The organism is Paraburkholderia sp. SSBN10T (genome assembly GCF_056619545.1).
Map to the genome: position 1 here is coordinate 40,380 of NZ_JBWQQI010000006.1, position 22,720 is coordinate 63,099.

The 22,720-nt window shown below is 65.2% G+C and carries 16 protein-coding genes; 8 read left to right on the plus strand and 8 right to left on the minus strand.

The window, feature by feature from the left end; translation table 11 throughout:
• Positions 1-11: 11 nt before the first annotated feature.
• From dapE to dapC, 4 genes are all read right to left on the minus strand, one after another.
• Positions 12-1,151 carry a succinyl-diaminopimelate desuccinylase gene (dapE, locus tag AC1ECK_RS11160; protein ID WP_480318901.1) on the minus strand — a complete coding sequence of 380 codons (1,140 nt, stop codon included), beginning with the start codon at positions 1,149-1,151 and terminating at the stop codon, positions 12-14.
• 127 nt (positions 1,152-1,278) lie between these two features.
• On the minus strand, positions 1,279-1,644 hold the full coding sequence (locus AC1ECK_RS11165) for an ArsC family reductase (RefSeq protein WP_480318903.1): 366 nt from the start codon (positions 1,642-1,644) through the stop codon (positions 1,279-1,281).
• Positions 1,644-2,471 (minus strand): 2,3,4,5-tetrahydropyridine-2,6-dicarboxylate N-succinyltransferase, encoded by an 828-nt coding sequence (gene dapD / locus AC1ECK_RS11170; protein WP_480318905.1) that lies wholly within the window; start codon positions 2,469-2,471, stop codon positions 1,644-1,646. Before dapD ends, AC1ECK_RS11165 begins: the two co-directional genes overlap by 1 nt.
• A 56-nt stretch (positions 2,472-2,527) precedes the next feature.
• Positions 2,528-3,760 (minus strand): succinyldiaminopimelate transaminase, encoded by a 1,233-nt coding sequence (dapC, locus tag AC1ECK_RS11175; protein WP_480318907.1) that lies wholly within the window; start codon positions 3,758-3,760, stop codon positions 2,528-2,530.
• A 315-nt stretch (positions 3,761-4,075) separates the two neighbouring features.
• On the opposite strand from dapC, the gene AC1ECK_RS11180 reads away from it, so the two are divergent.
• The 3 genes from AC1ECK_RS11180 to AC1ECK_RS11190 all read left to right on the plus strand — a co-directional run bounded on the left by AC1ECK_RS11180 (position 4,076) and on the right by AC1ECK_RS11190 (position 10,047).
• Positions 4,076-5,041, plus strand: a complete 966-nt coding sequence (locus tag AC1ECK_RS11180) for a DMT family transporter (RefSeq protein WP_480318909.1) — start codon at positions 4,076-4,078, stop codon at positions 5,039-5,041.
• A 148-nt stretch (positions 5,042-5,189) separates the two neighbouring features.
• Positions 5,190-8,708, plus strand: a complete 3,519-nt coding sequence (gene smc, locus AC1ECK_RS11185) for a chromosome segregation protein SMC (protein ID WP_480318911.1) — start codon at positions 5,190-5,192, stop codon at positions 8,706-8,708.
• Between the two features lie 97 nt (positions 8,709-8,805).
• Positions 8,806-10,047, plus strand: coding sequence for a cell division protein ZipA C-terminal FtsZ-binding domain-containing protein (locus AC1ECK_RS11190; protein WP_480318913.1), 1,242 nt, complete (start codon positions 8,806-8,808; stop codon positions 10,045-10,047).
• Positions 10,048-10,155: 108 nt separating this feature from the next.
• Here AC1ECK_RS11190 and AC1ECK_RS11195 read toward each other — a convergent pair whose 3' ends face one another.
• Complete coding sequence (locus AC1ECK_RS11195) at positions 10,156-11,004, minus strand: hypothetical protein (RefSeq protein WP_480318915.1); 849 nt, start codon at positions 11,002-11,004, stop codon at positions 10,156-10,158.
• Between the two features lie 252 nt (positions 11,005-11,256).
• Between AC1ECK_RS11195 and ligA the strand changes: the two genes are divergently transcribed.
• On the plus strand, positions 11,257-13,308 hold the full coding sequence (gene ligA, locus AC1ECK_RS11200) for an NAD-dependent DNA ligase LigA (RefSeq protein WP_480318917.1): 2,052 nt from the start codon (positions 11,257-11,259) through the stop codon (positions 13,306-13,308).
• A complete protein-coding gene (def, locus tag AC1ECK_RS11205; RefSeq protein WP_480318919.1) occupies positions 13,305-13,838 on the plus strand; it encodes a peptide deformylase in 534 nt (177 codons plus the stop codon). The genes ligA and def overlap by 4 nt, the downstream gene beginning before the upstream one ends.
• A gap of 174 nt (positions 13,839-14,012) precedes the next feature.
• Here the strand turns inward: def and AC1ECK_RS11210 are convergent, their stop codons facing one another.
• From AC1ECK_RS11210 to map, 3 genes are read right to left on the minus strand one after another with little or no spacing between them, the layout of a single operon-like run.
• Positions 14,013-16,007, minus strand: coding sequence for a pseudouridine synthase (locus tag AC1ECK_RS11210; RefSeq protein WP_480318921.1), 1,995 nt, complete (start codon positions 16,005-16,007; stop codon positions 14,013-14,015).
• A gap of 6 nt (positions 16,008-16,013) precedes the next feature.
• The gene (locus tag AC1ECK_RS11215; protein ID WP_480318923.1) at positions 16,014-18,593 is read right to left on the minus strand and encodes a [protein-PII] uridylyltransferase; all 2,580 of its coding nucleotides are present in this window, start codon (positions 18,591-18,593) and stop codon (positions 16,014-16,016) included.
• A gap of 29 nt (positions 18,594-18,622) precedes the next feature.
• Positions 18,623-19,435: a type I methionyl aminopeptidase gene (map, locus tag AC1ECK_RS11220; protein WP_480318925.1), complete on the minus strand. Its 813-nt coding sequence runs from the start codon at positions 19,433-19,435 to the stop codon at positions 18,623-18,625.
• Positions 19,436-19,887: 452 nt separating this feature from the next.
• Here map and rpsB point away from each other — a divergent pair, with 452 nt between their 5' ends.
• The 3 genes from rpsB (at position 19,888) to pyrH (ending at position 22,624) form a co-directional block, all read left to right on the plus strand.
• Positions 19,888-20,640, plus strand: a complete 753-nt coding sequence (gene rpsB / locus AC1ECK_RS11225; protein WP_480318927.1) for a 30S ribosomal protein S2 — start codon at positions 19,888-19,890, stop codon at positions 20,638-20,640.
• A 166-nt stretch (positions 20,641-20,806) separates the two neighbouring features.
• On the plus strand, positions 20,807-21,688 hold the full coding sequence (tsf, locus tag AC1ECK_RS11230) for a translation elongation factor Ts (protein WP_137958700.1): 882 nt from the start codon (positions 20,807-20,809) through the stop codon (positions 21,686-21,688).
• A 222-nt stretch (positions 21,689-21,910) separates the two neighbouring features.
• Entirely contained in the window at positions 21,911-22,624 is a 714-nt protein-coding gene (gene pyrH, locus AC1ECK_RS11235) for a UMP kinase (protein ID WP_074264280.1), read from the plus strand.
• The last annotated feature ends 96 nt before the right edge of the window (positions 22,625-22,720 follow it).

The window sequence follows — 22,720 nt, forward strand, 5'->3', positions numbered from 1 at the left end:
GGTGTCCTTGGTCAGGCGACCAGTTGTTCGAGCACGCGGCGGTACACGTTCTTGAGCGGCTCGATATGGGTGACGTCGATATGCTCGTCGATCTTGTGGATGCTGGCGTTCAGCGGGCCGAACTCGACCACCTGTTCGCAGATGCGCGCGATGAAGCGGCCGTCCGAGGTGCCGCCGGTGGTCGACAGCTCGGTCGTCACGCCGGTCTCGTTCCTGATTGCCGTGGCGAGGGCGTTCGACAGGTCGCCGCGCGGCGTCAGGAACGGCAGGCCGCTCACCGACCATTGCAGGTCGTATTCGAGCCCATGCTTGTCGAGAATCGCATGTACGCGGCCTTGCAGGCCTTCGACCGTGCTGGCGGTCGAGAAACGGAAGTTGAACAGCACGTCGGCATGGCCCGGAATCACGTTGCTCGCGCCCGTGCCGCTGTGGATATTCGACACCTGCCACGTGGTGGGTGGGAAGTATTCGTTGCCGTCGTCCCAGCGCTCGGCCACCAGTTCCGCCAGCGCGGGCGCGAGCAGATGCACGGGGTTCCTTGCCAGATGCGGATAGGCGATATGGCCTTGCACGCCCTTGACGGTGAGCTTGCCGGACATCGAGCCGCGCCGGCCGTTCTTCACCATGTCGCCGAACCGCACGCTCGAAGTCGGCTCGCCGACGATGCAGTAGTCGAGCCGTTCGCCGCGCGCCTGCAGGGCTTCGACGACCTTGACGGTGCCGTCGGTGGCGGGACCTTCTTCGTCGCTCGTGATCAGGAAGCCGATCGAGCCGCGATGCGCCGGATGCGCCGCCAAGAACTCTTCGCTGGCCACCACGAAGCCCGCGATCGAGGTCTTCATATCGGCTGCGCCGCGGCCATACAGCATGCCGTCGCGATGAGTCGGCTCGAACGGCGGCGAGCTCCACTGCTCGAGCGGACCGGTCGGCACCACGTCGGTGTGGCCGGCGAACACGAGCAGCTTGCCGCGCGTGCCGTCGACGCCGCGCTTGACGGCCCACAGGTTGGTCACACCGTGCGATTCGATGGTCTCGCATTCGAAGCCGAGCGCGCTCAGGCGTTCGATCAGGATGCGCTGGCAATGCTGGTCGTCGGGCGTGACGGAGGCGCGCGCGATCAGTTGTTCGGTAAGGGCAAGGGTGCCGGACATGGATTCAGTACAAGCCACTTTGAAATGAAAAAATGCCGGCTGCGGGTGAACCGCCGCAGCCGGCAACAGCTTCTTATGCGCGTGGCGCCCGGACGGCAGGCGCCGGCCTTGCGCTCAGGTAACAATCTCAGGCGAACAACGTTTCGTACTCTTCAGCGGAAAAGCCGAGCGTCTTGACCCGCCCATTGACGACCAGCACCGGCCGCTTGATCACCGAGGGCTTGTGGATCATCAACGCGATCGCACCCGACTCCGTGTCCGCGGCGGCCTTCAGGTCGTCCGACAGGCCGCGCCAGGTCGTGCCGCGGCGGTTCAGCAGGGCGTCGAGCTTGACGTCCTTCAGCCAGTCCTGCACGAGCGGCGCCGTGACGCCGGCCTTCTTGAAATCGTGAAACTCGAACTCGACGCCGTGTTCTTCCAGCCACACGCGGGCCTTCTTCACGGTGTCGCAGTTCGGAATGCCGTAGACGACGGTCTTGTTGGCGCGCGCCATCAGTCGCCTCGCAGCAGCTCGTTGAGACCGACCTTGGCGCGCGTCTTCGCGTCGACCTTCTTGACGATCACAGCGCAGTACAGGCTGTGCGAGCCATCCTTCGACGGCAGGTTGCCCGCCACCACCACCGAGCCGGCCGGAATCCGGCCATACGTGACTTCACCGGTTTCGCGGTCGTAAATCTTGGTGCTCTGGCCGAGGTACACGCCCATCGAGATCACCGAGTTCTCTTCGACGATCACGCCTTCCACGACTTCCGAACGCGCGCCGATGAAGCAGTTGTCTTCGATGATGACCGGGTTGGCCTGCAGCGGTTCGAGCACGCCGCCGATGCCCACGCCGCCCGACAGGTGGACGTTCTTGCCGATCTGCGCGCACGAGCCGACGGTGGCCCACGTGTCGACCATCGTGCCTTCGTCGACGTAAGCGCCGATGTTGGTGTACGACGGCATCAGCACGACGTTCTTCGCGATGAACGAGCCGCGCCGCGCGATGGCGGGCGGCACCACGCGGAAGCCGCCGGCAGCGAAGTCTTCAGCGGTGTAGCTGGCGAACTTCGAGGGCACCTTGTCGTAGAACTGGGAGTAGCCGCCGGCGGGCATCGGCGCGTTGTCTTCCAGGCGGAACGACAGCAGCACCGCCTTCTTCAGCCATTGATTGACGAGCCACTCGCCGTCTTTCTTCTCGGCGACGCGCAGGGCGCCCTTGTCGAGTTGTTCGATGGCGTACGCGACGGCCTCACGCACCTCGGCGGGGGCGGCCTTCGGCGACAGGTCGGCGCGGTTTTCCCAGGCGTTATCGATGATCTGCTGAAGTTGTTGCGACATATTCGTGGCTTATCGTGGATGAAAGAGTTGAAGTCTGAGGAAGGAGGTGCCGCGCGTCACCGGGCGTGCGCCTCGCGCGCGAGCCCATGGCAAAAGTCGACGATCCGCTGCGCGCCTTCAGTGCACTCGTCGACATCGGCGACAAGGGCGAGGCGCACGAAATTGCGGCCGGGGTTGGTGCCGTGCGCAGTGCGCGCGAGATACGAGCCCGGCAGAACCGTCACATTATAGTCGGCGTACAGCCGCTGGGCGAACTCGGTATCCGGGAGGCCCGTGCGCGCAACATTGGCCCAGAGATAAAAGGCCGCATCCGGCAGACGCACGTCGAGCACCTCGGCCAGCATCGGCGTGACGGTGGCGAATTTCTGCACGTATTTGGCGCGGTTTTCGCGCACATGCGTCTCGTCGTTCCAGGCGGCGATGCTCGCGCTTTGATACACCGTCGACAAGGCGGCGCCGTGGTATGTCCGGTATAGCAGGAACTGCTTGAGGATCGCCGCGTCGCCCGCGACGAAGCCCGAGCGCATGCCGGGCACGTTCGAGCGCTTCGACAGGCTGGAGAGCATCACGAGGCGCTCGAAGCCGCGGCCCAGTTGGTGCGCGGCTTCCAGGGCGCCGAGCGGCGGTTTGGCTTCGTCGAAATAGATCTCCGAGTAGCATTCGTCGGAGGCGATCACGAAGCCGTAACGGTCGGACAGCGCGAACAGTTCGCGCCAGTCTTCGAGCGTCAGCACGGCGCCGGTCGGGTTGCCCGGCGAGCAGACGTAGAGCAGTTGCGTGCGCGCCCAGATGTCGGCGGGAATCGCCGCATAGTCGCAGGCGAAATTGCGGGCCGGATCGCTATTGGCGAAATACGGCTGCGCGCCGGCCAGCAAGGCGGCGCCTTCATAGATCTGGTAGAACGGGTTCGGGCAGAGTACGATCGCGGGCTCGCCCGCCGCGTTCCGCTTCGGGTCGATCACGGTCTGCGCGAGCGCAAACAGCGCCTCGCGTGAGCCGGCGACCGGCAGCACTTCAGTGGCCGGATCGAGCGGCGGCAGGTTGTAGCGCTTCGTTGCCCAGTTGGCAATCGACTCGCGCAGCGCCGGTGAACCGATGGTAGCCGGATACACCGCCAGGCCGCCGAGCGAGGCGATCACCGCGTCGCGGATCAGCGCGGGGGTCGGATGTTTCGGTTCGCCGATGCCGAAGCTGATGTGCGGCAGGCTGGCGGGCGGCGTGACGTCCTTGAAAAGCACGCGCAGCTTTTCGAACGGATAGGGCTGGAGGGAGTCGAGTAGCGGGTTCACTTGGCGGATCGGGCCTGATCGAAGACGGGCAGAGGCAGGTGACGGGCACGCGCAGTGGCCACAATCGCTGTAGTACGGCGCTTGGACGGCACAGGCGGCGGATCGATGATTATAACGTGGCGCAGAGCGCCGCGTGCCGGGCAAAAGGCGTGCGGCAGGGCGCGGCCGCCAGGTCGCCTGGCGCGCGGTCCGCGCCGGGCAGCCTGCGTAAATAAAACTGGGAGAGACGATGCAGTCGGCAGTCGAGGGCAAAACGGGCCATGAAGTACGGCGCGCGGGTGGAGCACCTGAACCGCAAGGCAGGAGCGCCGCCCGATGAACAACTGGCTTCGCACGAGCTGGCCGACGCTCGCCATCATGCTGGGCGCGTCGGTATGGGGAGTGGTCTGGTATCCGCTGCGCATGCTGGCCGCGCTCGGCGTGACCGGCACCGCGGCCAGCGCGCTCACGAGCGGCGCCGGCTGCCTGTTCGTGCTGCTGGTGCGCCGCCGCTCCATCGCCACGGTGCGCTGGCATTGGGTGCTGCCCGCGCTCGCGCTGGCGGCCGGCGTCACCAACGTGGGCTTCGTGTGGGGTTCGATCCACGGCCAGGTGATGCGCGTGCTACTGCTGTTCTATCTGACGCCGGCCTGGACCGCACTGTTTGCCCACTTCATCCTGCGCGAACGCCTGAGCTGGGCGGCTGCGGGTCTCGCGGCGCTGTCGCTGGCGGGCGCCATGACCATGCTGTGGTCGCCGCAGCTCGGCGTGCCGCTGCCTGACAATCTTGCCGAATGGGCGGGTCTGGCCGGCGGGATGGGCTTTGCCATGAGCAATGTGCTGATCCTCAAGACGAGCCGCGTGTTGCCCGAGATGAAGGGCGAGATGCGCACCGCGACGATTTTCGGCGGCGCGGCGCTGTTTGGCGCCTGCGCGTCGTTCTTCGAAGCGATGCCCGCGCCGCCTACCGGCGCGCATCTGGGCACAGCAGCGTTGCTGGTGCTGGGCCTGGGCTTCCTGCTGGCGTCGAACAACATGCTGGTTCAATACGGCGTGGCGCGGATTCCCGCCAACCGGGCGTCGATCATCATGCTGTTCGAGATCGTGGTGACCGCGCTCTCCGCCTGGCTGTTCGCCGGTGAGACACCCGGCCCGCGCGAGTGGGCGGGCGGCGCGTGCATCGTGCTGGCCTCGGCGCTGTCGAGCTGGGTACACCGGACGAAGCCAAAGCAGGAGAGAGAGGCGCCGCCAGGGGACGATCGCGAGGCGAGGGGCCAGGATGGCCCACGGGCGATGGTATGATTGCCCCTGCTTGCCGTCGCGCGCCTGAGCGGGCGTGCGCGGCGCCCGTATCGCGGGGCTCGCATGGGGCGTTGCGCCGTAGCCGGAAACGGCTCGCGCGGCCTCTGCGGTCCACCTTCATTTTCCCTTTTCAATCAGCGATATCGCCGTGCGTCTGACCTCGATCAAACTCGCTGGCTTCAAATCATTCGTCGATCCCACGCATTTCCAGGTTCCGGGCCAGCTCGTCGGCGTGGTCGGTCCCAATGGTTGCGGCAAGTCCAACATCATCGACGCCGTGCGCTGGGTGCTCGGCGAATCGCGCGCCTCCGAGCTGCGTGGCGAGTCGATGCAGGACGTGATCTTCAACGGCTCCACTGCGCGCAAGCCGGGTAGCCGCGCCAGCGTCGAACTCGTGTTCGACAACGCCGACGGCCGCGCCGCCGGCCAGTGGGGGCAGTATGCCGAAATCGCCGTCAAGCGCGTGCTGACGCGCGACGGCACCTCGAGCTACTACATCAACAACCTGCCGGCGCGCCGCCGCGACATTCAGGACATCTTCCTCGGCACCGGTCTCGGGCCGCGGGCGTACGCCATCATCGGCCAGGGCATGATTGCGCGCCTGATCGAGGCGAAGCCCGAAGAGCTGCGAGTGTTCCTCGAAGAAGCCGCCGGCGTCTCGAAGTACAAGGAACGCCGCCGCGAGACCGAGAGCCGTCTGCACGACACGCGCGAGAATCTGACGCGGGTGGAAGACATCGTCCGCGAACTCGGTACGAACCTGGAAAAGCTCGAAGGCCAGGCCATCGTTGCGACCAGGTTCAAGGAACTGCAGGCCGACGGCGAAATGAAGCAGCGCCTCTTGTGGCTGCTGCGCAAGAACGAAGCCGGCGGCGAGCAGGAACGCCAGAAGCGCGCCATCGAGCAGGCCCAGATCGATCTCGAAGCCCACACCGCGAAGCTGCGCGAAGTCGAAGCGCAGCTCGAAACGCTGCGGGTGGCGCATTACTCGGCAAGCGACGCCATGCAGGGTGCGCAAGGCGCGCTCTATGAGGCCAACGCTGAAGTCAGCCGCCTCGAGGCCGAGATCAAGTTCATCGTCGAATCGCGCAATCGCGTGCAGGCGCAGATCGCCGCCTTGACGGCGCAGCGCGAGCAGTGGCTGTCGCAGGCCCAGAAGGCTCAGGGCGATCTCGAAGATGCGGAAGAGCAACTGGCGGTGGCGGAAGAAAAGGCCGCGCTCGCCGAAGACGAAGCCGCTGCGAAGCATGACGCGATGCCGGCGTTCGAAGCGCGCTGGCGCGATGCGCAGACCCAGCTCAATGAGGAGCGTGGCGGCATTGCCCAGACCGAGCAGGCGCTCAAGCTCGAAGCCGCGCACCAGCGCAACGCCGATCAGCAACTGCAGCAGTTGCAGCAGCGTCACGAGCGTCTGAAATCGGAAGCGGGCGGACTCGACGCGCCCGACGAAGGCCAGCTCGAAGAACTGCGCATGCAGTTGGCCGAGCACGAAGAAATCCTGCACGATGCCCAGGCGCGTCTTGCCGATGCCCAGGAAACGCTGCCGCGCCTCGACGGCGAACGGCGCGCCGCCCAGGAGCGCGTGCAGTCGGAAAGCGCGCAGATTCATCAGCTCGACGCGCGTCTTGCCGCGCTCAGGCAGTTGCAGGAAAACGTCCAGACCGAAGGCAAGATCCAGCCGTGGCTCGAAAAACACGAGCTGAACGGCCTGCCGCGGCTGTGGAAGAAGCTGCACGTCGAAGCCGGCTGGGAAACCGCGCTCGAGTCGGTGCTGCGCGAACGCCTCGCTGCGCTCGAAGTGTCGAATCTCGACTGGGTCAAAGCCTTCGCGACCGATGCGCCGCCTGCCAAGCTCGCCTTCTATGCGCCGCCGGTGGCCGGTGCGCCGGTCGCGAGCCCGGCCGCGCTGCGGCCGCTGCTGGCGCTGGTACGCATCGACGATGCCGGTCTGCGTGCGGTCCTGAACGACTGGCTGGGTCTGGTTTTCGTTGCCGACGATCTGGCCCAGGCGCTCTCGCAGCGCTCGCAACTGCCCGAGGGCGGCGTGTTCGTCGTCAAGGCAGGCCATGCCGTGACGCGCGTCGGCGTGCAACTCTATGCTGCGGATTCCGAACAGGCCGGCATGCTGGCCCGTCAGCAGGAAATCGAAAACCTGACCCGTCAGGTGCGCGCCCAGGCGCTGCTCGCCGATGAAGCGAAATCGGCTGCGATTCGCGCCGAGGCCGCTCACACGCAAGCGGCGCAAGCCTTGACGGACGTGCGCCAGCAAGCCGAACGGGCCACCCAGCGCGTGCACGCGCTGCAGATGGACGTGCTCAAGCTCACGCAAGCGCACGAGCGCTACATGCAGCGCAGCACGCAGATCCGCGAAGAGCTCGAAGAGATCACCGCGCAGATCGACGAGCAACGCGCATTGCGCGGCGAGTCGGAGGCGAACTTCGAGCGCCACGATGCCGAGCTGGCGGAGTTGCAGGCGCGTTTCGAAGACAACCAGTTGGCCTTTGAAGCACTCGACGAGGAATTGACCGCAGCGCGCGCGCAGTCGCGCGATCTCGACCGGGCCGCCACCGATGCACGCTTTGCCGCGCGCAACATGGCGAACCGGATCGACGAATTGAAGCGCAGCATCCAGGTGGCGCACGAGCAGAGCGAGCGCGTGGCTACCTCGCTCGAAGACGCGCGCGCGGAGCTCGAAACGATCAACGAGCAGACCGCGCATACCGGCTTGCAAGGCGCGCTGGAGATCCGCGCGGTCAAGGAAGAGGCGCTGCATGCCGCGCGTCTCGAACTGGACGACCTGACCGCGAAGCTGCGTGCCGCCGACGAGACGCGTCTCACGGCAGAACGCGCGCTGCAGCCGCTGCGCGAGCGCATCACCGAATTGCAGTTGAAGGAACAGGCCGCGCGCCTGAACGCCGAGCAGTTCATCGAGCAGCTTGCCGCAGCGGGCGTCGACGAGGCCGAATTGCAGGCGAGGCTGACGCCGGACATGAAGCCGTCCTACCTGCAAGGCGAAGTCACGCGGCTGAACAACGCCATCGCCGCGCTGGGGCCGGTCAACATGGCCGCGCTCGACGAACTGAAGGCCGCCACCGAACGCAAGACCTTCCTCGATGCGCAGTCGGCCGACCTGACCAGCGCGATCGAAACGCTGGAAGACGCAATCCATAAGATCGACCAGGAAACCCGTACGCTGCTGCAGGGCACCTTCGACGAGGTGAACCGGCATTTCGGCGAACTGTTCCCGCGTCTGTTCGGCGGCGGTCAGGCGAAACTGATCATGACAGGCGACGAAATTCTCGATGCCGGCGTGCAGGTCATGGCGCAACCGCCGGGCAAGAAGAACTCGACGATTCACCTGCTGTCCGGCGGCGAGAAGGCGCTGACGGCAACGGCTCTCGTGTTCGCGATGTTCCAGTTGAACCCGGCGCCGTTCTGTCTGCTCGACGAAGTGGACGCGCCGCTCGACGACGCCAACACCGAGCGCTTTGCCAATCTCGTGCGCGCGATGTCGGACAAGACCCAGTTCCTGTTCATTTCGCACAACAAGATCGCGATGGAAATGGCCCAGCAACTGATCGGCGTGACGATGCAGGAGCAGGGCGTGTCGCGGATCGTCGCGGTCGACATGGAAACGGCCGCGGGTTTCGCCCAGAATATCGTTTGAGTTCGGACGGCGCGAGCCTGCGCCCCGCTGCGGCCCGGTTGCCGCGCGGCGCAGGTTCAGGCGCCGCACAAACAGAAGAATTGCTGATGGAGCATGCATGGACGAGTTGACACTCGGTTTGATCGGCGCGGGTGCCGTGGTGGTCGGGGGGGTGGTGGTGTACAACGCATGGCAAGGCGCGAAAGTGCGGCGCCGCATGCCGCGGCCGATGCCGGCCGATACTGCCGAGGCCTTCGCACGGGAGGATCAGGAAGAACCCAGCCCGTTCATCGAACCGGCCCGGCCGACCGCGCGCCGCGAGCCCGCTTCCGATGAGACGGCCGATACCGGGTCGCGTGTCGAACCCACCTTCGGTACGGCGGCGCCGCTCGATACACCGGCGGATATCCAGGCCGAAACGACCACGCCGAATGGGTTCCCTGAGGCCGAGGGCGAAGTTGCTGCTGGTGCTGCCGCGGGTGGTGCCGATGAGCCGGTCGAGCCGATTTTGCCGGCCGCGACGACGATTTCCTCGGCGCCGCCCGCGATCGTCGATCGGCGCATCGACTGCATCGTGCCGCTTCGTCTGGCGGGCCCGCTGGCGGGCGACAAGGTGATTCCGCTGGCGCAACGCCTGCGCCGGGCGGGCAGCAAGCCGGTGCATATCGAAGGCAAGCCGGAAGGCGGCGGCGCGTGGGAGTTGTTGCAGAACGGCGTGCGCTACGAAGAGTTGCGCGCAGCGGCGCAACTGGCGAACCGCAACGGGCCGTTGAACGAACTGGAGTTCTCCGAGTTCGTCACCGGCGTGCAGCAGTTCGCGGATGCGATCGACGCGGCGCCCGAATTCCCGGACATGATGGAGACGGTCTCGATGGCGCGCGAGCTGGACGGCTTTGCCGCCCAGTGCGACGCGCAACTGTCGATCAACGTGCTGTCGGACGGCGCGCCGTGGTCGGCGAACTACGTGCAGGCGGTGGCTTCGCAGGACGGCCTGCTGCTCTCGCGCGACGGCACCCGCTTCGTCAAGCTCGACGCGAAGCAAAGCCCGGTGTTCATGCTGCAGTTCGGCGACACCAACTTCCTGCGCGACGACCTCACCTACAAGGGCGGCCAGATGATCACCCTGGTGCTCGACGTGCCGGTGGCCGACGAAGACATCCTGCCGTTCCGGCTGATGTGCGACTACGCGAAATCGCTGTCCGAGCGGATCGGCGGGCGAGTGGTCGACGACGGCCGTCGTCCGCTGCCGGAGACCGCGCTGCTGGCGATCGAAAAGCAACTGATGACGTTGTACGCCAAGCTCGAACAGGCCGGGATCCCGGCGGGCTCGCCGGCCACGCGGCGCCTGTTTAGCCAGTGAGCTGTTTTGATGTTTGCGCGCCGGGCCACACGCTGGGTGGCCCGGCGCGCGGCGCGATGGCGCCAAACACCGCGAAAACCAGTCTCGCGAGCGTCGCGAGCACTCGGCTCAGTCAATCTCCTTCGGCCATTGCGCGCCGCTGATCCATGCCTTGAGCGCGGCCACTACCGCGGCGTCCTGTCCATAGAAACCGTGGTGCCCCTTGGCTTCGCAGGGATTGCCTTGCGCGCTCCCGCCGCTGACGGCGATCAGGTCGTGCCCGTTATCGGCGATACGTTTCGCTGCACTGAACGAACACAGAAAGCAGCCATCGTCGACGTGATGCACGAAGAGTTGCCGCGCATGGATCTCACCATAGTTGAAGCCGTCAAGCTGCAACGCCTGACCACGCGCCGGGCTGCTTAGCGTCGACGTGTGGATCACCGCGTCCCAGGTATCGGGCAGCGCGCGGCCGACAAACGCCGAGGAAATCGTCCCGCGGCTGGTGCCGACGAGCACCAGTTTTGCCTCGGGAAAGCGCGTGCGCAGGTCGGCCGCGATGCGCGCGACATCCTGCGCGTGGCGCGGCGCCGCGCGGAACGCGTCCGTGTAGCCGCCGGGCTGGTCGGACGGCGCGTCGACCAGCACAGTCGCAAAGCGGTCGTCGACCAGCAGCGTGCGGGCCCGCACGAGGAAATTGTTCTTCAGACGCAGGCTGATTGCGCCGTCGCCCGCCTGTGCAAGTTGCAAAGCTCCGTCGCCGCCGGCGAACATCACCAGTATCCACGCCGGGTGGCTGCTGTCCTTCTGCGTGAGCAGGTACGAGATCGTGGCGTTATCGGCCACCGGCACGCTGATCACCTGTTCGAGCGCCGAGGCCGGTGCCGCGTATCCGGCGAGCAGGGTGGCTAACACTGCCACGGCGAGCGCGGCCAGCCGGCGAAGGCTGCTTTGCCCGATCACGATGAAGCCTGCCATGATTTCTCCTCTGATCGATGTGCCCCCGCGGCACGTGGATGATGTGCTCACAGTCGCATTGCGCCGCACGAGTGTCAATGCGGCGGCGCATACGTTAGCCGTTCGGCCGATGGTAGGCCATCACGCGAGGCATGCGTGAATCCGGCATCTGGGTGAGGCGGCGTACGAAACTGGCCATCCGGCTAATGTCCACGGAGCACGGTTCCTGAGATAATCTGGGGTCTGAATTTCACCGGCGAATCTTCCGATAGCATGGCCCGAACTACCGTCCCTAACCCAGCAACGAGCAGCCCGGCCGAGCGCGCCGCGTGGTTGCGCGCGGAACTTGAACGCGCGAACCATGCGTACTACGTACTCGACCAGCCGGACCTGCCGGATGCGGAGTACGACAAGCTCTTCAGGGAGCTGCAACAGATCGAGACGGATCACCCGGATCTGGTCACCCCGGACTCGCCCACGCAACGCGTCGGCGGGGAGGCCGCGAGCGGCTTCGAGCCGGTCTTGCACGACCAGCCGATGCTCTCGCTGAACAACGGTTTCGCCGACGAAGACATCGTTGCGTTCGACAAGCGCATTGCCGACGCACTCGGCAAAACTCCGGTCCGCTATGCGTGCGAACTGAAGTTCGACGGCCTGGCCATTTCCTTGCGCTACGTCGACGGCCGCTTCGTGCAGGCTTCCACGCGAGGCGACGGCACCACCGGCGAGGACGTGACGGGAAACGTCCGCACGATCCGTTCCATTCCGCTGACGCTCAAAGGAAAACGCATACCGAAGATGCTCGACGTGCGCGGCGAAGTGTTGATGTTCAAGCGCGATTTCGACCGCATGAACGAGCGGCAGCGCGCGGCCGGGCTCAAGGAATTCGCGAACCCGCGTAACGCGGCGGCCGGCAGTTTGCGCCAGCTCGATCCCCGCATCACGGCCCAGCGTCCGCTGTCGTTTTTCGCTTATGGCATTGGCGTGCTCGACGGCGAGCCGATGCCGGCTACCCACAGCGCACTGCTCGACTGGTACGACGAACTGGGCTTGCCGGTCAACGGCGAGCGGTCGGTCGTAGAGGGCGCTGAAGGGCTGCTGGGATTCTTCCGCGCGGTGGGCGAGAAGCGCGATGCGCTGCCGTACGACATCGACGGAGTGGTCTACAAGGTCAATGCCCGCGAAGAGCAGGATGTCCTTGGCTTTGTATCGCGCGCGCCGCGCTTCGCGCTGGCGCACAAGTTCCCGGCCCAGGAAGCGCTGACGAAGTTGCTGGCAATCGACGTGCAGGTGGGCCGCACGGGCGCGATCACACCGGTGGCGCGGCTCGAGCCGGTGTTCGTCGGCGGCGCCACGGTGACCAATGCCACGCTGCACAACGAGGATGAGGTGCGCCGCAAGGACATCCGTATCGGCGACACCGTGATCGTGCGGCGCGCCGGCGACGTGATTCCGGAGGTGGTGAGCGCGCTGATGGAGCGTCGGCCGGCGGATGCCGCCGAGTTCGTCATGCCGACGCAGTGTCCGGTATGCGGCTCGGCCATCGAGCGGCTGCCCGACGAGGCGATTGCCCGTTGCACCGGCGGCCTGTTCTGCCCGGCGCAACGCAAGCAGGCGTTGTGGCACTTCGCGCAACGCCGCGCGCTGGATATTGACGGGCTCGGCGAGAAGATCATCGACCAACTGGTCGAACTGAACCTCGTGCGCACCCCGGCTGACCTGTTCAACCTCGGCTTCGCGACGCTCGCCGAACTCGACCGCTTTGGCGAGAAGTCCGCCCAGAACCTGCTCGACTCGCTCGAAAAGGCCAAGCACACTACGCTCGCGCGGTTTCTTTACGCGCTCGGCATTCGCCAGGTCGGCGAATCGACAGCGAAGGATCTGGCCAAGCATTTCGGCTCGCTCGATCCGATCATGAACGCCACGGTCGAAGAACTGCTGGAGGTGAACGACGTCGGGCCGGTGGTTGCCGAGTCGATCCAGCGATTTTTCGCCGAAGAGCACAACCGCACGGTGATCGAGCAACTGCGTGCGCCGGGCAAGGTCGCATGGACTGAAGGCCCGCCCGCGCCGAAGGCGCCGCAAGGGGTGCTGGCCGGCAAGACAGTCGTGCTGACGGGCACCTTGCCGACGCTGGCGCGCGAAGAAGCGAAGGAAATGCTCGAAGCGGCCGGCGCCAAGGTGGCCGGCTCCGTGTCGAAGAAAACCGATTATGTGGTGGCCGGCGCCGAAGCAGGCAGCAAACTGGCGAAAGCAGAGGAACTCGGCATCCCTGTGCTCGACGAAGATGGTATGCGTAAGCTCCTGGAGGGGCAAATAACATGATCCGCGAAATTCTCAAGATGGGCGATCCGCGCCTTTTGCGCATCGCCGCCCCAGTCGACCATTTCGACACGCCCGACCTGCATGCCCTCGTGAAGGACATGTTCGAGACCATGCACGACGCGAACGGCGCGGGCCTCGCCGCGCCGCAGATCGGGGTTGACCTGCAGGTGGTGATTTTTGGCTTCGGGCATAACGAACGTTATCCTGACGCGCCGCCGGTGCCGGAAACGGTGCTGATCAATCCGACCATCACGCCGGTGTCGCAGGACATGGAAGAGGGCTGGGAGGGGTGTCTGTCGGTGCCGGGATTGCGCGGCGCCGTCAGCCGTTTTTCGATGATCCGCTATCACGGCTTCGACCAGTTCGGCAATCCGATCGACCGTGTCGCCGAGGGCTTCCACGCCCGCGTCGTGCAGCACGAGTGCGATCATCTGATCGGCAAGCTGTATCCCATGCGGATCAACGATTTCGCCAAGTTCGGTTTCACGGAAGTGCTGTTCCCGGATATGGATCCGAGCAGCGACGACTGAGCGAGGAGCGGCGGCCCCGGGCCTGCTTCAAGGCCGCCACGCCGGGCCGGCTCAAGCCACGCTGCGCCAGGCTGTGCAGAAAAAGTAAAGCCCACGCATTCGCGTGGGCTTTTTCATATAGGCGGTGTTTTCTGCCGGGTAGCCTTCAACGCGCGTCGTGGCCGCGCCGCACGATCAGAACGACTCGTCGTGCGCCAGGTAGCGCCATTGTCCGGGCGGCAATGCGCCAAGCGGCACGCTGCCCATGCGCACACGCTTCAGGCCGACCACTTCCAGGCCGACCAGCTCGCACATGCGGCGAATCTGCCGCTTCTTGCCTTCGCGCAGCACGAAACGCAGCTGTTCGCCGTTCTGCCAGCTTACCTTGGCCGGCTTGAGCGGCACGCCGTCGAGTTCCAGGCCGTGGCGCAGCAACTCGAGACTTTCGGGCGGGAAGTGCCGATCGATCTCGGTCGTCATCTCGCCGTAGGTCACGCGCACCAGATACTCCTTCTCGACTTCCGAGTGCCCGCCGATCAGGCGTTTGGCAATCCGGCCGTCCTGGGTCAGCACCAGCAGCCCGGTGGAGTCGATGTCGAGCCGGCCCGCAGGGGCGAGCTGACGCAGATGCGACACCGAGAAGCGGATGTCCGAGTTGTCGCCTTCCCAGCGGTTATCCGGGGTGACGAGCGTGACAGCCGGCTGGTAGCCGTCTTCGGCTTGACCCGACACATAGCCGACCGGCTTGTGGATGAGGATCGTGACGAGGCGTGCCTGGATTGCCTGGGCCGCCGGGTCGATCTCGATGCGCTGGTCCGGGCGGACCTTGGAGCCGAGCGTGTCGACCTTTTCACCATCGACGCGCACCCAGCCGTTCTCGATCCACTCGTCGGCTTCGCGGCGCGAACACAGGCCAAGTTCCGACATCAGTTTCGACAGACGCAACGTGCCCGGCGCGTCGTCGTGATCGCGGCGATGCGCGGCCGGACGTGCAGCGGAGTCTTCGCTACGCTCAGGGCGCGGCGCCTTGTCGGCGCGGGCCGGACGCTCGCGCTCGGCGAAGCGGCTGGCGGGTGCGGGGCGCTCGCTGCTGCGCGGTGCGCGGGCACCAGCACCAGCACCAGCACCGCCACTAACGGGGCGCTCTCTGCGCGCGCCGCGCTCAGTACGCTCCGTGCGCTCCGAACGTTCAGTGCGCGGCGGCCGGTCGCCGAACCCGCGCGGGGCAGGAGCTCGTGTGCCACGGTCGTCGCGCGGTCCCCGTTCGAAGCTGCGACGCTCGTCGGAACCGCTGCGGCCGGCGCCAAAGCGCGGGCGCTCGGAAGTGCCACGCTCGCGTAATTCTTCGCGTTCGCGGCGCCCCGGGCGTTGCTGCTCGCCACGTGGACCGGTATTGAAGGCGCTGGCGGCGCGCGGGGCGCCGGGACCGCGGGCGTCGTCAGCGCCACGGGGGCCGCGCGGTGCGCCAAAGGACGGGCGGCGCGCGCCTTCTTCGCGGGCAAAGCGAGCGGGCCGCTCGCCTTCGGCGCGACGCGGCGCCCGTTCGGTACGCTCACCTTCGAACTTTCGCGGCGGACGCTCACCCTCGAAACGGCGTGGCGCACGCTCGGTACGCTCGCCCTCGAACTTACGCGGCGCACGTTCACCCTCGAAACGGCGCGGCGCACGCTCGGCACGCTCACCTTCGAACTTACGCGGCGGACGTTCACCCTCGAAACGACGCGGCGCCCGCTCGGTACGCTCACCCTCGAACTTACGCGGCGGACGTTCACCCTCGAAACGGCCCGGCGCCCGCTCGGTACGCCCACCTTCGAACTTACGCGGCGCACGTTCACCCTCAAACCGGCGCGGCGCACCCGCATCGCCATCGCGGCGCGGTGGCCGCTCCGAGGGCGCACGACGAGGCGCGCCGGCGTTGCCCGCGTCCCGGTCACGCGAAAACGAACCTTCGGCACGCGGCGGCCGTGCCCCGCCTTGCGCACGGCCAGCGCCGCCCGCAAAACCCGCAGGCTTACCCGCCGGACGCTTGCCGGCCCCGCCCGGCGTGGCTTCCCGTCCGCCGCCAGCCGGCGTGGCGGGCCGCGGCCCGGCAGGGCGCGTCGGTTTGCGCGCGGTGCTACTACCCGAGCGAACAGGGGCGCGTTCGGACGAAGCCGACCGCGGATGCTTGGCTGTCAATTTGACTCGCATGAAATCTCACACTGCGATCGCGCGCAGCAGTTCGGTCTCGACCTGAATTTGCAGGCGGTTGTCCGAGAGGCCGCGTCCGTCCAGCAGGAACACGTCCTCGACGCGTTCGCCGAGCGTATTGATCCGCGCCGATTGGACGCCGACCTGGTGCTCGGCCAGCACGCGCGCGATCGAATAAAGAAGGCCTGGCCGGTCGTTCGCCGACACGGACAGGATGTAGTACTGACCACGTTCGTCGGCCCGAAGGTCGACGCGCGGCGTAACGGGGAAAGTCCGCGACAGGCGCGACAGGCGCCCCTTCGACGGCTCCGGCAGCAGGGTGCCGTCCGCCATGAGGCGCGCGCTCAGTTCCTGCTCGACCAGATTGGCGATGTCGCGATAATGCACGTCTTCTTCGGTGTGCTGGACGATGAAGTTATCCAGCGCATAGCCGTGCCGGGTCGTGCTGACACGGGCGTCGAGAACCGACAGCCCGTTCTTGTCGAAATACGCGCAAATTCCGGCAAAGAGGTCAGGGCGGTCCTGCACGTAGACCAGCACCTGGAGGGCTTCGCCGACCGGCGACGGGCGGGCGCGCACGATCGGCGTGGGCGTTTCGACATGGCGGTACAGCACGCGCGTTTGCCACGCGATATCCGCAGCGTCGTGACGCAGGAAGTAGCCGACGTCGAGCTTGTCCCAGAGCGCCTGATGCGCATTGTCCGGCACGGTTTCGAGGCGCAGCAGCGCGAGCGCTTCTTCCTGACGCGACTTCAGTTCCGAGTGCGCGTCCGGGCGGGCGCCGCCGAGCACGGCGAGCGTCGTGCGGTACAGGTCTTCGAGCAGCTTGCCTTTCCAGGCGTTCCAGACCTTCGGGCTGGTGCCGCGAATGTCGGCCACCGTCAGCAGGTACAGCGCGGTCAGATGCCGTTCGTTGCCCACCAGTTCTGCAAATCGCTTGATGACCTCGGGATCGCTCGTATCCTGCTTCTGCGCGACCTGGCTCATCGTCAGATGGTGCTGAACCAGCCACACCGCTAGTTCGCCGTCGCCGTTTTCGATACCGTGTTCGCGGCAGAAACGCCGTGTGTCGGCCATGCCGAGCGTGGAATGGTCGCCGCCGCGGCCTTTGGCGATGTCGTGAAACAGCGCCGCCACATAGAGCACCCACGGACGCTCGAAGTTGGAGATCAACTGGCTGCAGAACGGGTATTCGTGCGCGTGCTCGGCCACCGCGAAGCGGCGCAGATTACGCAGCACCATCAGGATGTGCTGGTCGACCGTGTAGACGTGATAAAGGTCGTGCTGCATCTGCCCGACGATACGGCGGAAGTTCAGCAGGTAGCGGCCCAGCACGCTGGTCTGGTTCATCAGCCGCAGCGCGTGGGTGATTCCCGCGGGCTGCTTGAGAATCTCCATGAAGACGCGCCGGTTTTCCGGGTCGCGCCGCCAGTGCTGGTCCATCGCGTCGCGCGCGTTGTAGATCGCACGCAGCGTGCGCGCCGACAGGCCCTTTACGCCGGGCGTCTGCTCGTACAGCAGGAACGCCTCGAGAATCGCGTTCGGTTCGTGTTCGAAGACATCGTCACGGGCGATTTCGAGCATGCCCTGTTTCTCGACGAAGCGATCCGACAGCACTCGCGTGATGCCGCTCGTGTTCGGAAACAGTTGTGCTTCGATGTTCTGGATCAGGATCGTCGCCAACTGGGTGACCGCCTTGGCGGCCCAGTAGTAGCGGCGCATCAGTTGTTCGCTGGCGCGCTTGGTGGCGGTCGGCTTGTAGCCGAAGCTCTCGGCCACAGCCGTCTGCAGGTCGAACACGAGGATGTCCTGGCGCCGCCCCGCAATTACATGGAGCCGGGCGCGCAGCGCCTTCAGGAAACCTTCGTTGCGCTCCAGTTCGCGGGCTTCGCGCTCGGTAATCAGACCGCGGGCTTCCAGTTCCTGCCAACTGCTGCCGAGGCCGGCTGCCTGGGTCACCCACAGGATCAGTTGCAGGTCGCGCAGGCCGCCCGGGCTTTCCTTGATGTTCGGCTCGAGCGCGTAGGGCGTGTCCTGAAATTTGGCGTGGCGCTGACGCATTTCCAGCACTTTGGCCTGGAAGAAGGCGCGCGGATCGAGCGCCTCGCGATAACGCTTCGAGAAGTCCTCGAACAGCGCCGAGCTACCGGTAATACGGCGCGCTTCAAGGAGCGAAGTGCGCACGGTGACGTCGTTGGCGGCCTCTTCGAGGCACTGCGAGACCGAGCGCACGCTGCTGCCGAGTTCCAGTCCCAGATCCCACGCCAGACTGATGAAGCGTTCGATGCGCGCTTCGAGATGTGCGATGGGCTGATCGGGCAGCAGTACCAGAATGTCGATGTCCGAATGCGGCGCGAGTTCGCCGCGCCCGTATCCGCCCACCGCCAGCAGGGCGAGGGAGGGGGGCAGGTCGCAGGTGTTCCAGGCGCCGCGCAGGGCCTCGTCGGTGGTGCGTGCGAGCGCGCCCATCAACGATTCGACGTTGGTCGCCAGCTTGAAGCGTTCCAGCAACTTGGCTTTGGCCACCTTGTAGTCCGCCTTCAGGGACGTGGCATCGGAAAGGGCGAGGGCTGGAACACTGCTCATGGGCGCGCGCGGGTGAGGACGGGAGGCGCTCAGGCCGTAGTGGCCGCGACCACAGGCGGTCGCGCCGGGGTGCCGGCTGAAACCGTCAGCACGTCATAGCCGCTCTCGGTGACGAGGATCGTGTGTTCCCACTGCGCGGACAGACTGCGGTCCTTGGTCTTGACCGTCCATTGATCCGGCATGGTGCGGATCTCGCGGCGGCCGGCGTTGATCATCGGTTCGATCGTGAAAATCATGCCCGGCTGCAGTTCGAGCCCCGTGCCCGGACGGCCGTAGTGCAGGATTTGCGGATCTTCGTGGAACACCGTGCCGATGCCATGGCCGCAATATTCGCGCACCACGCTGTAGCCTTGTCCTTCGGCATGACGCTGGATCGCATGGCCGATGTCGCCCAGATGCGCACCTGGACGCACCTGATCGATGCCGAGCCACATGCATTCGTAGGTGGTCTGGACGAGCCGTTTGGCGAGAATCGAGCCTTCGCCGACGATGAACATGCGGCTCGTATCGCCGAAGTAGCCGTCCTTGATGACGGTGACGTCGATATTCAGGGCGTCGCCGTTCTTCAGCGTCTTGTCGCCCGGAATGCCGTGGCAGATCACATCGTTGACCGAAATGCAGGTTGCCTTCGGATACGGCGGGTAGCCGGGCGGCTGGTAGTTCAGCGGCGCCGGGACCGTGCCCTGTACCTTCAGCATGTATTCGTGACACAGGCGGTCGAGTTCGCCGGTGGTGATGCCGGCTGCGACCAGCGGTGTGATGTAGTCGAGCACTTCGCTGGCGAGCCGGCAAGCGACGCGCATCTGCGCGATATCGTGTTCGTTTTTGAGTGTAATAGCCATGAGGCGGGCCTGAAAATGCGGTTATTTCGAGATTATCGCACCATATTCCGGCTGTCGCAGGGTTTTGAGAGGGTGGCAAACCGATCCGGCTGCCGCGAGGCGCAACCCTGGCGCCGATTCAGGGCTACCGGGCAGGTTGAGTCTGCCGATAGTCACGTGCTATAATCTCTGGCTAAGTCGCTGCGGATTATTCGTTTTTGCGGAAAATTCGTGGAGAAGACTGGCCTGTCGCGATAGTTGCCTGCGCTACAGGAGGTTTCAGGGGTGGTGCTGTAAGCCGTCGGCCGTGTCAGCGTTAAGCGAGGCGGTGCAAGGCAGCAGCATAACCCAAGGCAGCAGACTCGCAAGCCGGCAGCACCCAGGGTGTCCGCCGCGTCAGGTCCTCGCAGATGGCGAAGACGGCGTGGCCGATACGGCAGTCGGCTTAAGACCCAACCCTAGCGGAGATTTTCATGGCAGTTACCATGCGTCAAATGCTGGAAGCAGGTGTCCACTTCGGCCACCAAACGCGCTTCTGGAACCCGAAGATGGCCCCCTTCATTTTCGGCCATCGCAACAAGATTCACATCATCAACCTCGAAAAGACGCTGCCGATGTACAACGACGCATTGAAGTATGTGCGTCAGCTGGCGGCTAACCGGGGCACGATCCTGTTCGTCGGCACGAAGCGTCAATCGCGCGACACGATCGCCGAAGAGGCGCAACGCGCTGGCATGCCGTACGTCAACGCACGCTGGCTCGGCGGCATGCTGACCAACTTCAAGACGCTGAAGGTTTCGATCAAGCGCCTGAAGGACATGGAAGCAGCGCTGGAAGCCGGTGAAACGGAGCGCATGAGCAAGAAGGAAGCGCTGTTGTTCGAACGCGAAATCGCCAAGCTGCAAAAGTCGATTGGCGGCGTGAAGGACATGGGCGGTATTCCGGACGCAATTTTCGTGGTCGACGTCGGTTACCACAAGATTGCTGTGACCGAAGCCAACAAGCTCGGCGTGCCGGTTATCGCTGTGGTCGACACGAACCACTCGCCCGAAGGCATCGACTACGTGATCCCGGGTAACGACGACGCCAGCAAGGCCGTCACCCTGTACACGCAAGGCGTGGCTGACGCGATCCTCGAAGGCCGTGCAAACGCGGTCAACGAAGTGGTGCAGGCCGCACGTGGCGGTGACGGCGACGAGTTCGTCGAGGTCAACTCGGAAGCGTAAGGCTGCCCTGTGTCCGGCAAAAAAGGGGGCTTTCTACAGGCCCCCTTTTTTTAAGTCGCGACACCCGGCTACAGTGCGAGAAAAATACGCGCTGTGCGGAAACGAATTCTTGCCGCCGGCATCGAAGTGCGGGCGGTGTGTGAAAGACAGACTCTAGGAGCGAATGATGGCGGCAATTACCGCAAGCATGGTTGCAGAACTGCGCGCGAAGACCGATGCGCCGATGATGGAATGCAAGAAGGCGCTGACTGAAGCCGACGGCGACATGGCGCGCGCTGAAGAACTGCTGCGCGTGAAGCTCGGCAACAAGGCCAGCAAGGCTGCTTCGCGCGTCACGGCTGAAGGCGTGATCGCCTCGTTCATCGGCGGCAAGGTCGGTGCAATCGTCGAACTGAACTGCGAAACCGACTTCGTTTCGAAGAACGACGACTTCCTGGCTTTCTCGAAGCAGATCGCCGAGCTGGTCGCTACGCAAAACCCGGCTGACGTCGCCGCTCTGGCAGCCCTGCCGCTGGAAGGCTCGACGGTCGACGCGGTGCGTCTCGCGCTGGTCGGCAAGATCGGCGAAAACCTTTCGATCCGCCGTTTCGTGCGTTTCGAAACCGCCAACCAGTTGGCTGCATACCTGCACGGCACGCGTATCGGCGTGCTGGTCGAGTACACCGGCGCGGACGAGCAGGTCGGCAAGGACGTTGCAATGCACATCGCGGCCATGAAGCCGGTCTCGCTGTCGTCGGACGACGTCCCGGCAGACCTGATCGCCAAGGAGCGCAGCATCGCTGAACAGAAGGCCGCCGAATCGGGCAAGCCGGCTGAAATCGTCGCCAAGATGGTCGACGGCAGCGTGCAGAAGTATCTGAAGGAAGTCTCGCTGCTGAACCAGACGTTCGTTAAGAACGACAAGCAGACAATCGAACAGATGCTGAAGGCAGCAGGCTCGAGCGTGCAAAAGTTTGCACTGTTCGTGGTCGGCGAAGGCATCGAGAAGAAGCAGGACGACTTCGCGGCAGAAGTGGCGGCTCAAGTGGCTGCTGCAAAGCAACAATAAGTTTCACTTAAGCTTTACCGCAATACCGTTGGACCCGCGGCGGGGCAAGACCCTGTCGCGGCCGGCGGCGCCGCAAGGCTGCATGCGGGTTGACCCTCGCGATGCAGCCGTCTTTGCCGAACCCTGGGGTTCGTCAATTTGGCGACGCTTGCCCGAATCAGCATTTCACCCCTACAGTTAGTTTCTTGTTGTTGCCCTGTTCTGCGCGATCTGGATATCCCTATGCCCACTGCCTATAAACGCGTCCTCCTCAAACTCTCCGGTGAAGCTCTGATGGGCGATGATGCCTTCGGCATCAATCGCGCGACGATCGAAAGAATGGTGGCGGACGTGGCCGAGGTGGTGCGGCTCGGTACGCAACTCGCCGTGGTGATCGGCGGCGGCAATATTTTTCGCGGTGTGGCGGGCGGCGCAGCCGGTATGGACCGCGCGACGGCCGACTACATGGGGATGCTGGCGACGATGATGAACGCGCTGGCGCTGCAGGACGCGATGCGCCACGCCGGTATCGAGGCGCGCGTGCAGTCGGCGCTGCGCATGGACCAGGTGGTCGAGCCGTACATCCGCCCCCGGGCAATCCGCCAGCTGGAAGAAGGCAAGGTCGTGATTTTCGCGGCCGGCACCGGCAACCCGTTCTTCACGACGGACACGGCGGCGGCGCTGCGTGGCTCGGAAGTCGGCGCGGAAGTCGTGCTGAAGGCCACCAAGGTGGACGGCGTGTATTCGGCCGACCCCAAGAAAGACCCGACGGCAACGCGCTACACGACGATCAGCTTCGACGAGGCGATCGGCCGCAATCTGCAGGTCATGGACGCCACGGCGTTTGCGCTGTGCCGCGACCAGAAGCTGCCGATCCGCGTATTTTCGATTGTCAAGCCGGGTGCGCTAAAGCGCATTGTGCAAGGCGAGGACGAGGGTACGCTCGTCCACGTGTAAACTCTCGTTCACATAACGTGGGCTTTAACGCGGGCCCGGGCCGCTGCTACTTGCACGCTGGCCGGCTCGCACCGTTTTGAAGGTTCGGAGGTTTAA

Coding starts and splice junctions, on each gene's coding strand:
- dapE (WP_480318901.1), bottom strand. CDS start 1,151: ATGTCCGGCACCCTTGCCCTTACCGAACAACTGATCGCGCGCGCCTCC.
- AC1ECK_RS11165 (WP_480318903.1), bottom strand. CDS start 1,644: ATGGCGCGCGCCAACAAGACCGTCGTCTACGGCATTCCGAACTGCGAC.
- dapD (WP_480318905.1), bottom strand. CDS start 2,471: ATGTCGCAACAACTTCAGCAGATCATCGATAACGCCTGGGAAAACCGC.
- AC1ECK_RS11180 (WP_480318909.1), top strand. CDS start 4,076: ATGAACAACTGGCTTCGCACGAGCTGGCCGACGCTCGCCATCATGCTG.
- AC1ECK_RS11190 (WP_480318913.1), top strand. CDS start 8,806: ATGGACGAGTTGACACTCGGTTTGATCGGCGCGGGTGCCGTGGTGGTC.
- AC1ECK_RS11195 (WP_480318915.1), bottom strand. CDS start 11,004: ATGGCAGGCTTCATCGTGATCGGGCAAAGCAGCCTTCGCCGGCTGGCC.
- ligA (WP_480318917.1), top strand. CDS start 11,257: ATGGCCCGAACTACCGTCCCTAACCCAGCAACGAGCAGCCCGGCCGAG.
- def (WP_480318919.1), top strand. CDS start 13,305: ATGATCCGCGAAATTCTCAAGATGGGCGATCCGCGCCTTTTGCGCATC.
- AC1ECK_RS11210 (WP_480318921.1), bottom strand. CDS start 16,007: ATGCGAGTCAAATTGACAGCCAAGCATCCGCGGTCGGCTTCGTCCGAA.
- AC1ECK_RS11215 (WP_480318923.1), bottom strand. CDS start 18,593: ATGAGCAGTGTTCCAGCCCTCGCCCTTTCCGATGCCACGTCCCTGAAG.
- map (WP_480318925.1), bottom strand. CDS start 19,435: ATGGCTATTACACTCAAAAACGAACACGATATCGCGCAGATGCGCGTC.
- rpsB (WP_480318927.1), top strand. CDS start 19,888: ATGGCAGTTACCATGCGTCAAATGCTGGAAGCAGGTGTCCACTTCGGC.
- tsf (WP_137958700.1), top strand. CDS start 20,807: ATGGCGGCAATTACCGCAAGCATGGTTGCAGAACTGCGCGCGAAGACC.
- pyrH (WP_074264280.1), top strand. CDS start 21,911: ATGCCCACTGCCTATAAACGCGTCCTCCTCAAACTCTCCGGTGAAGCT.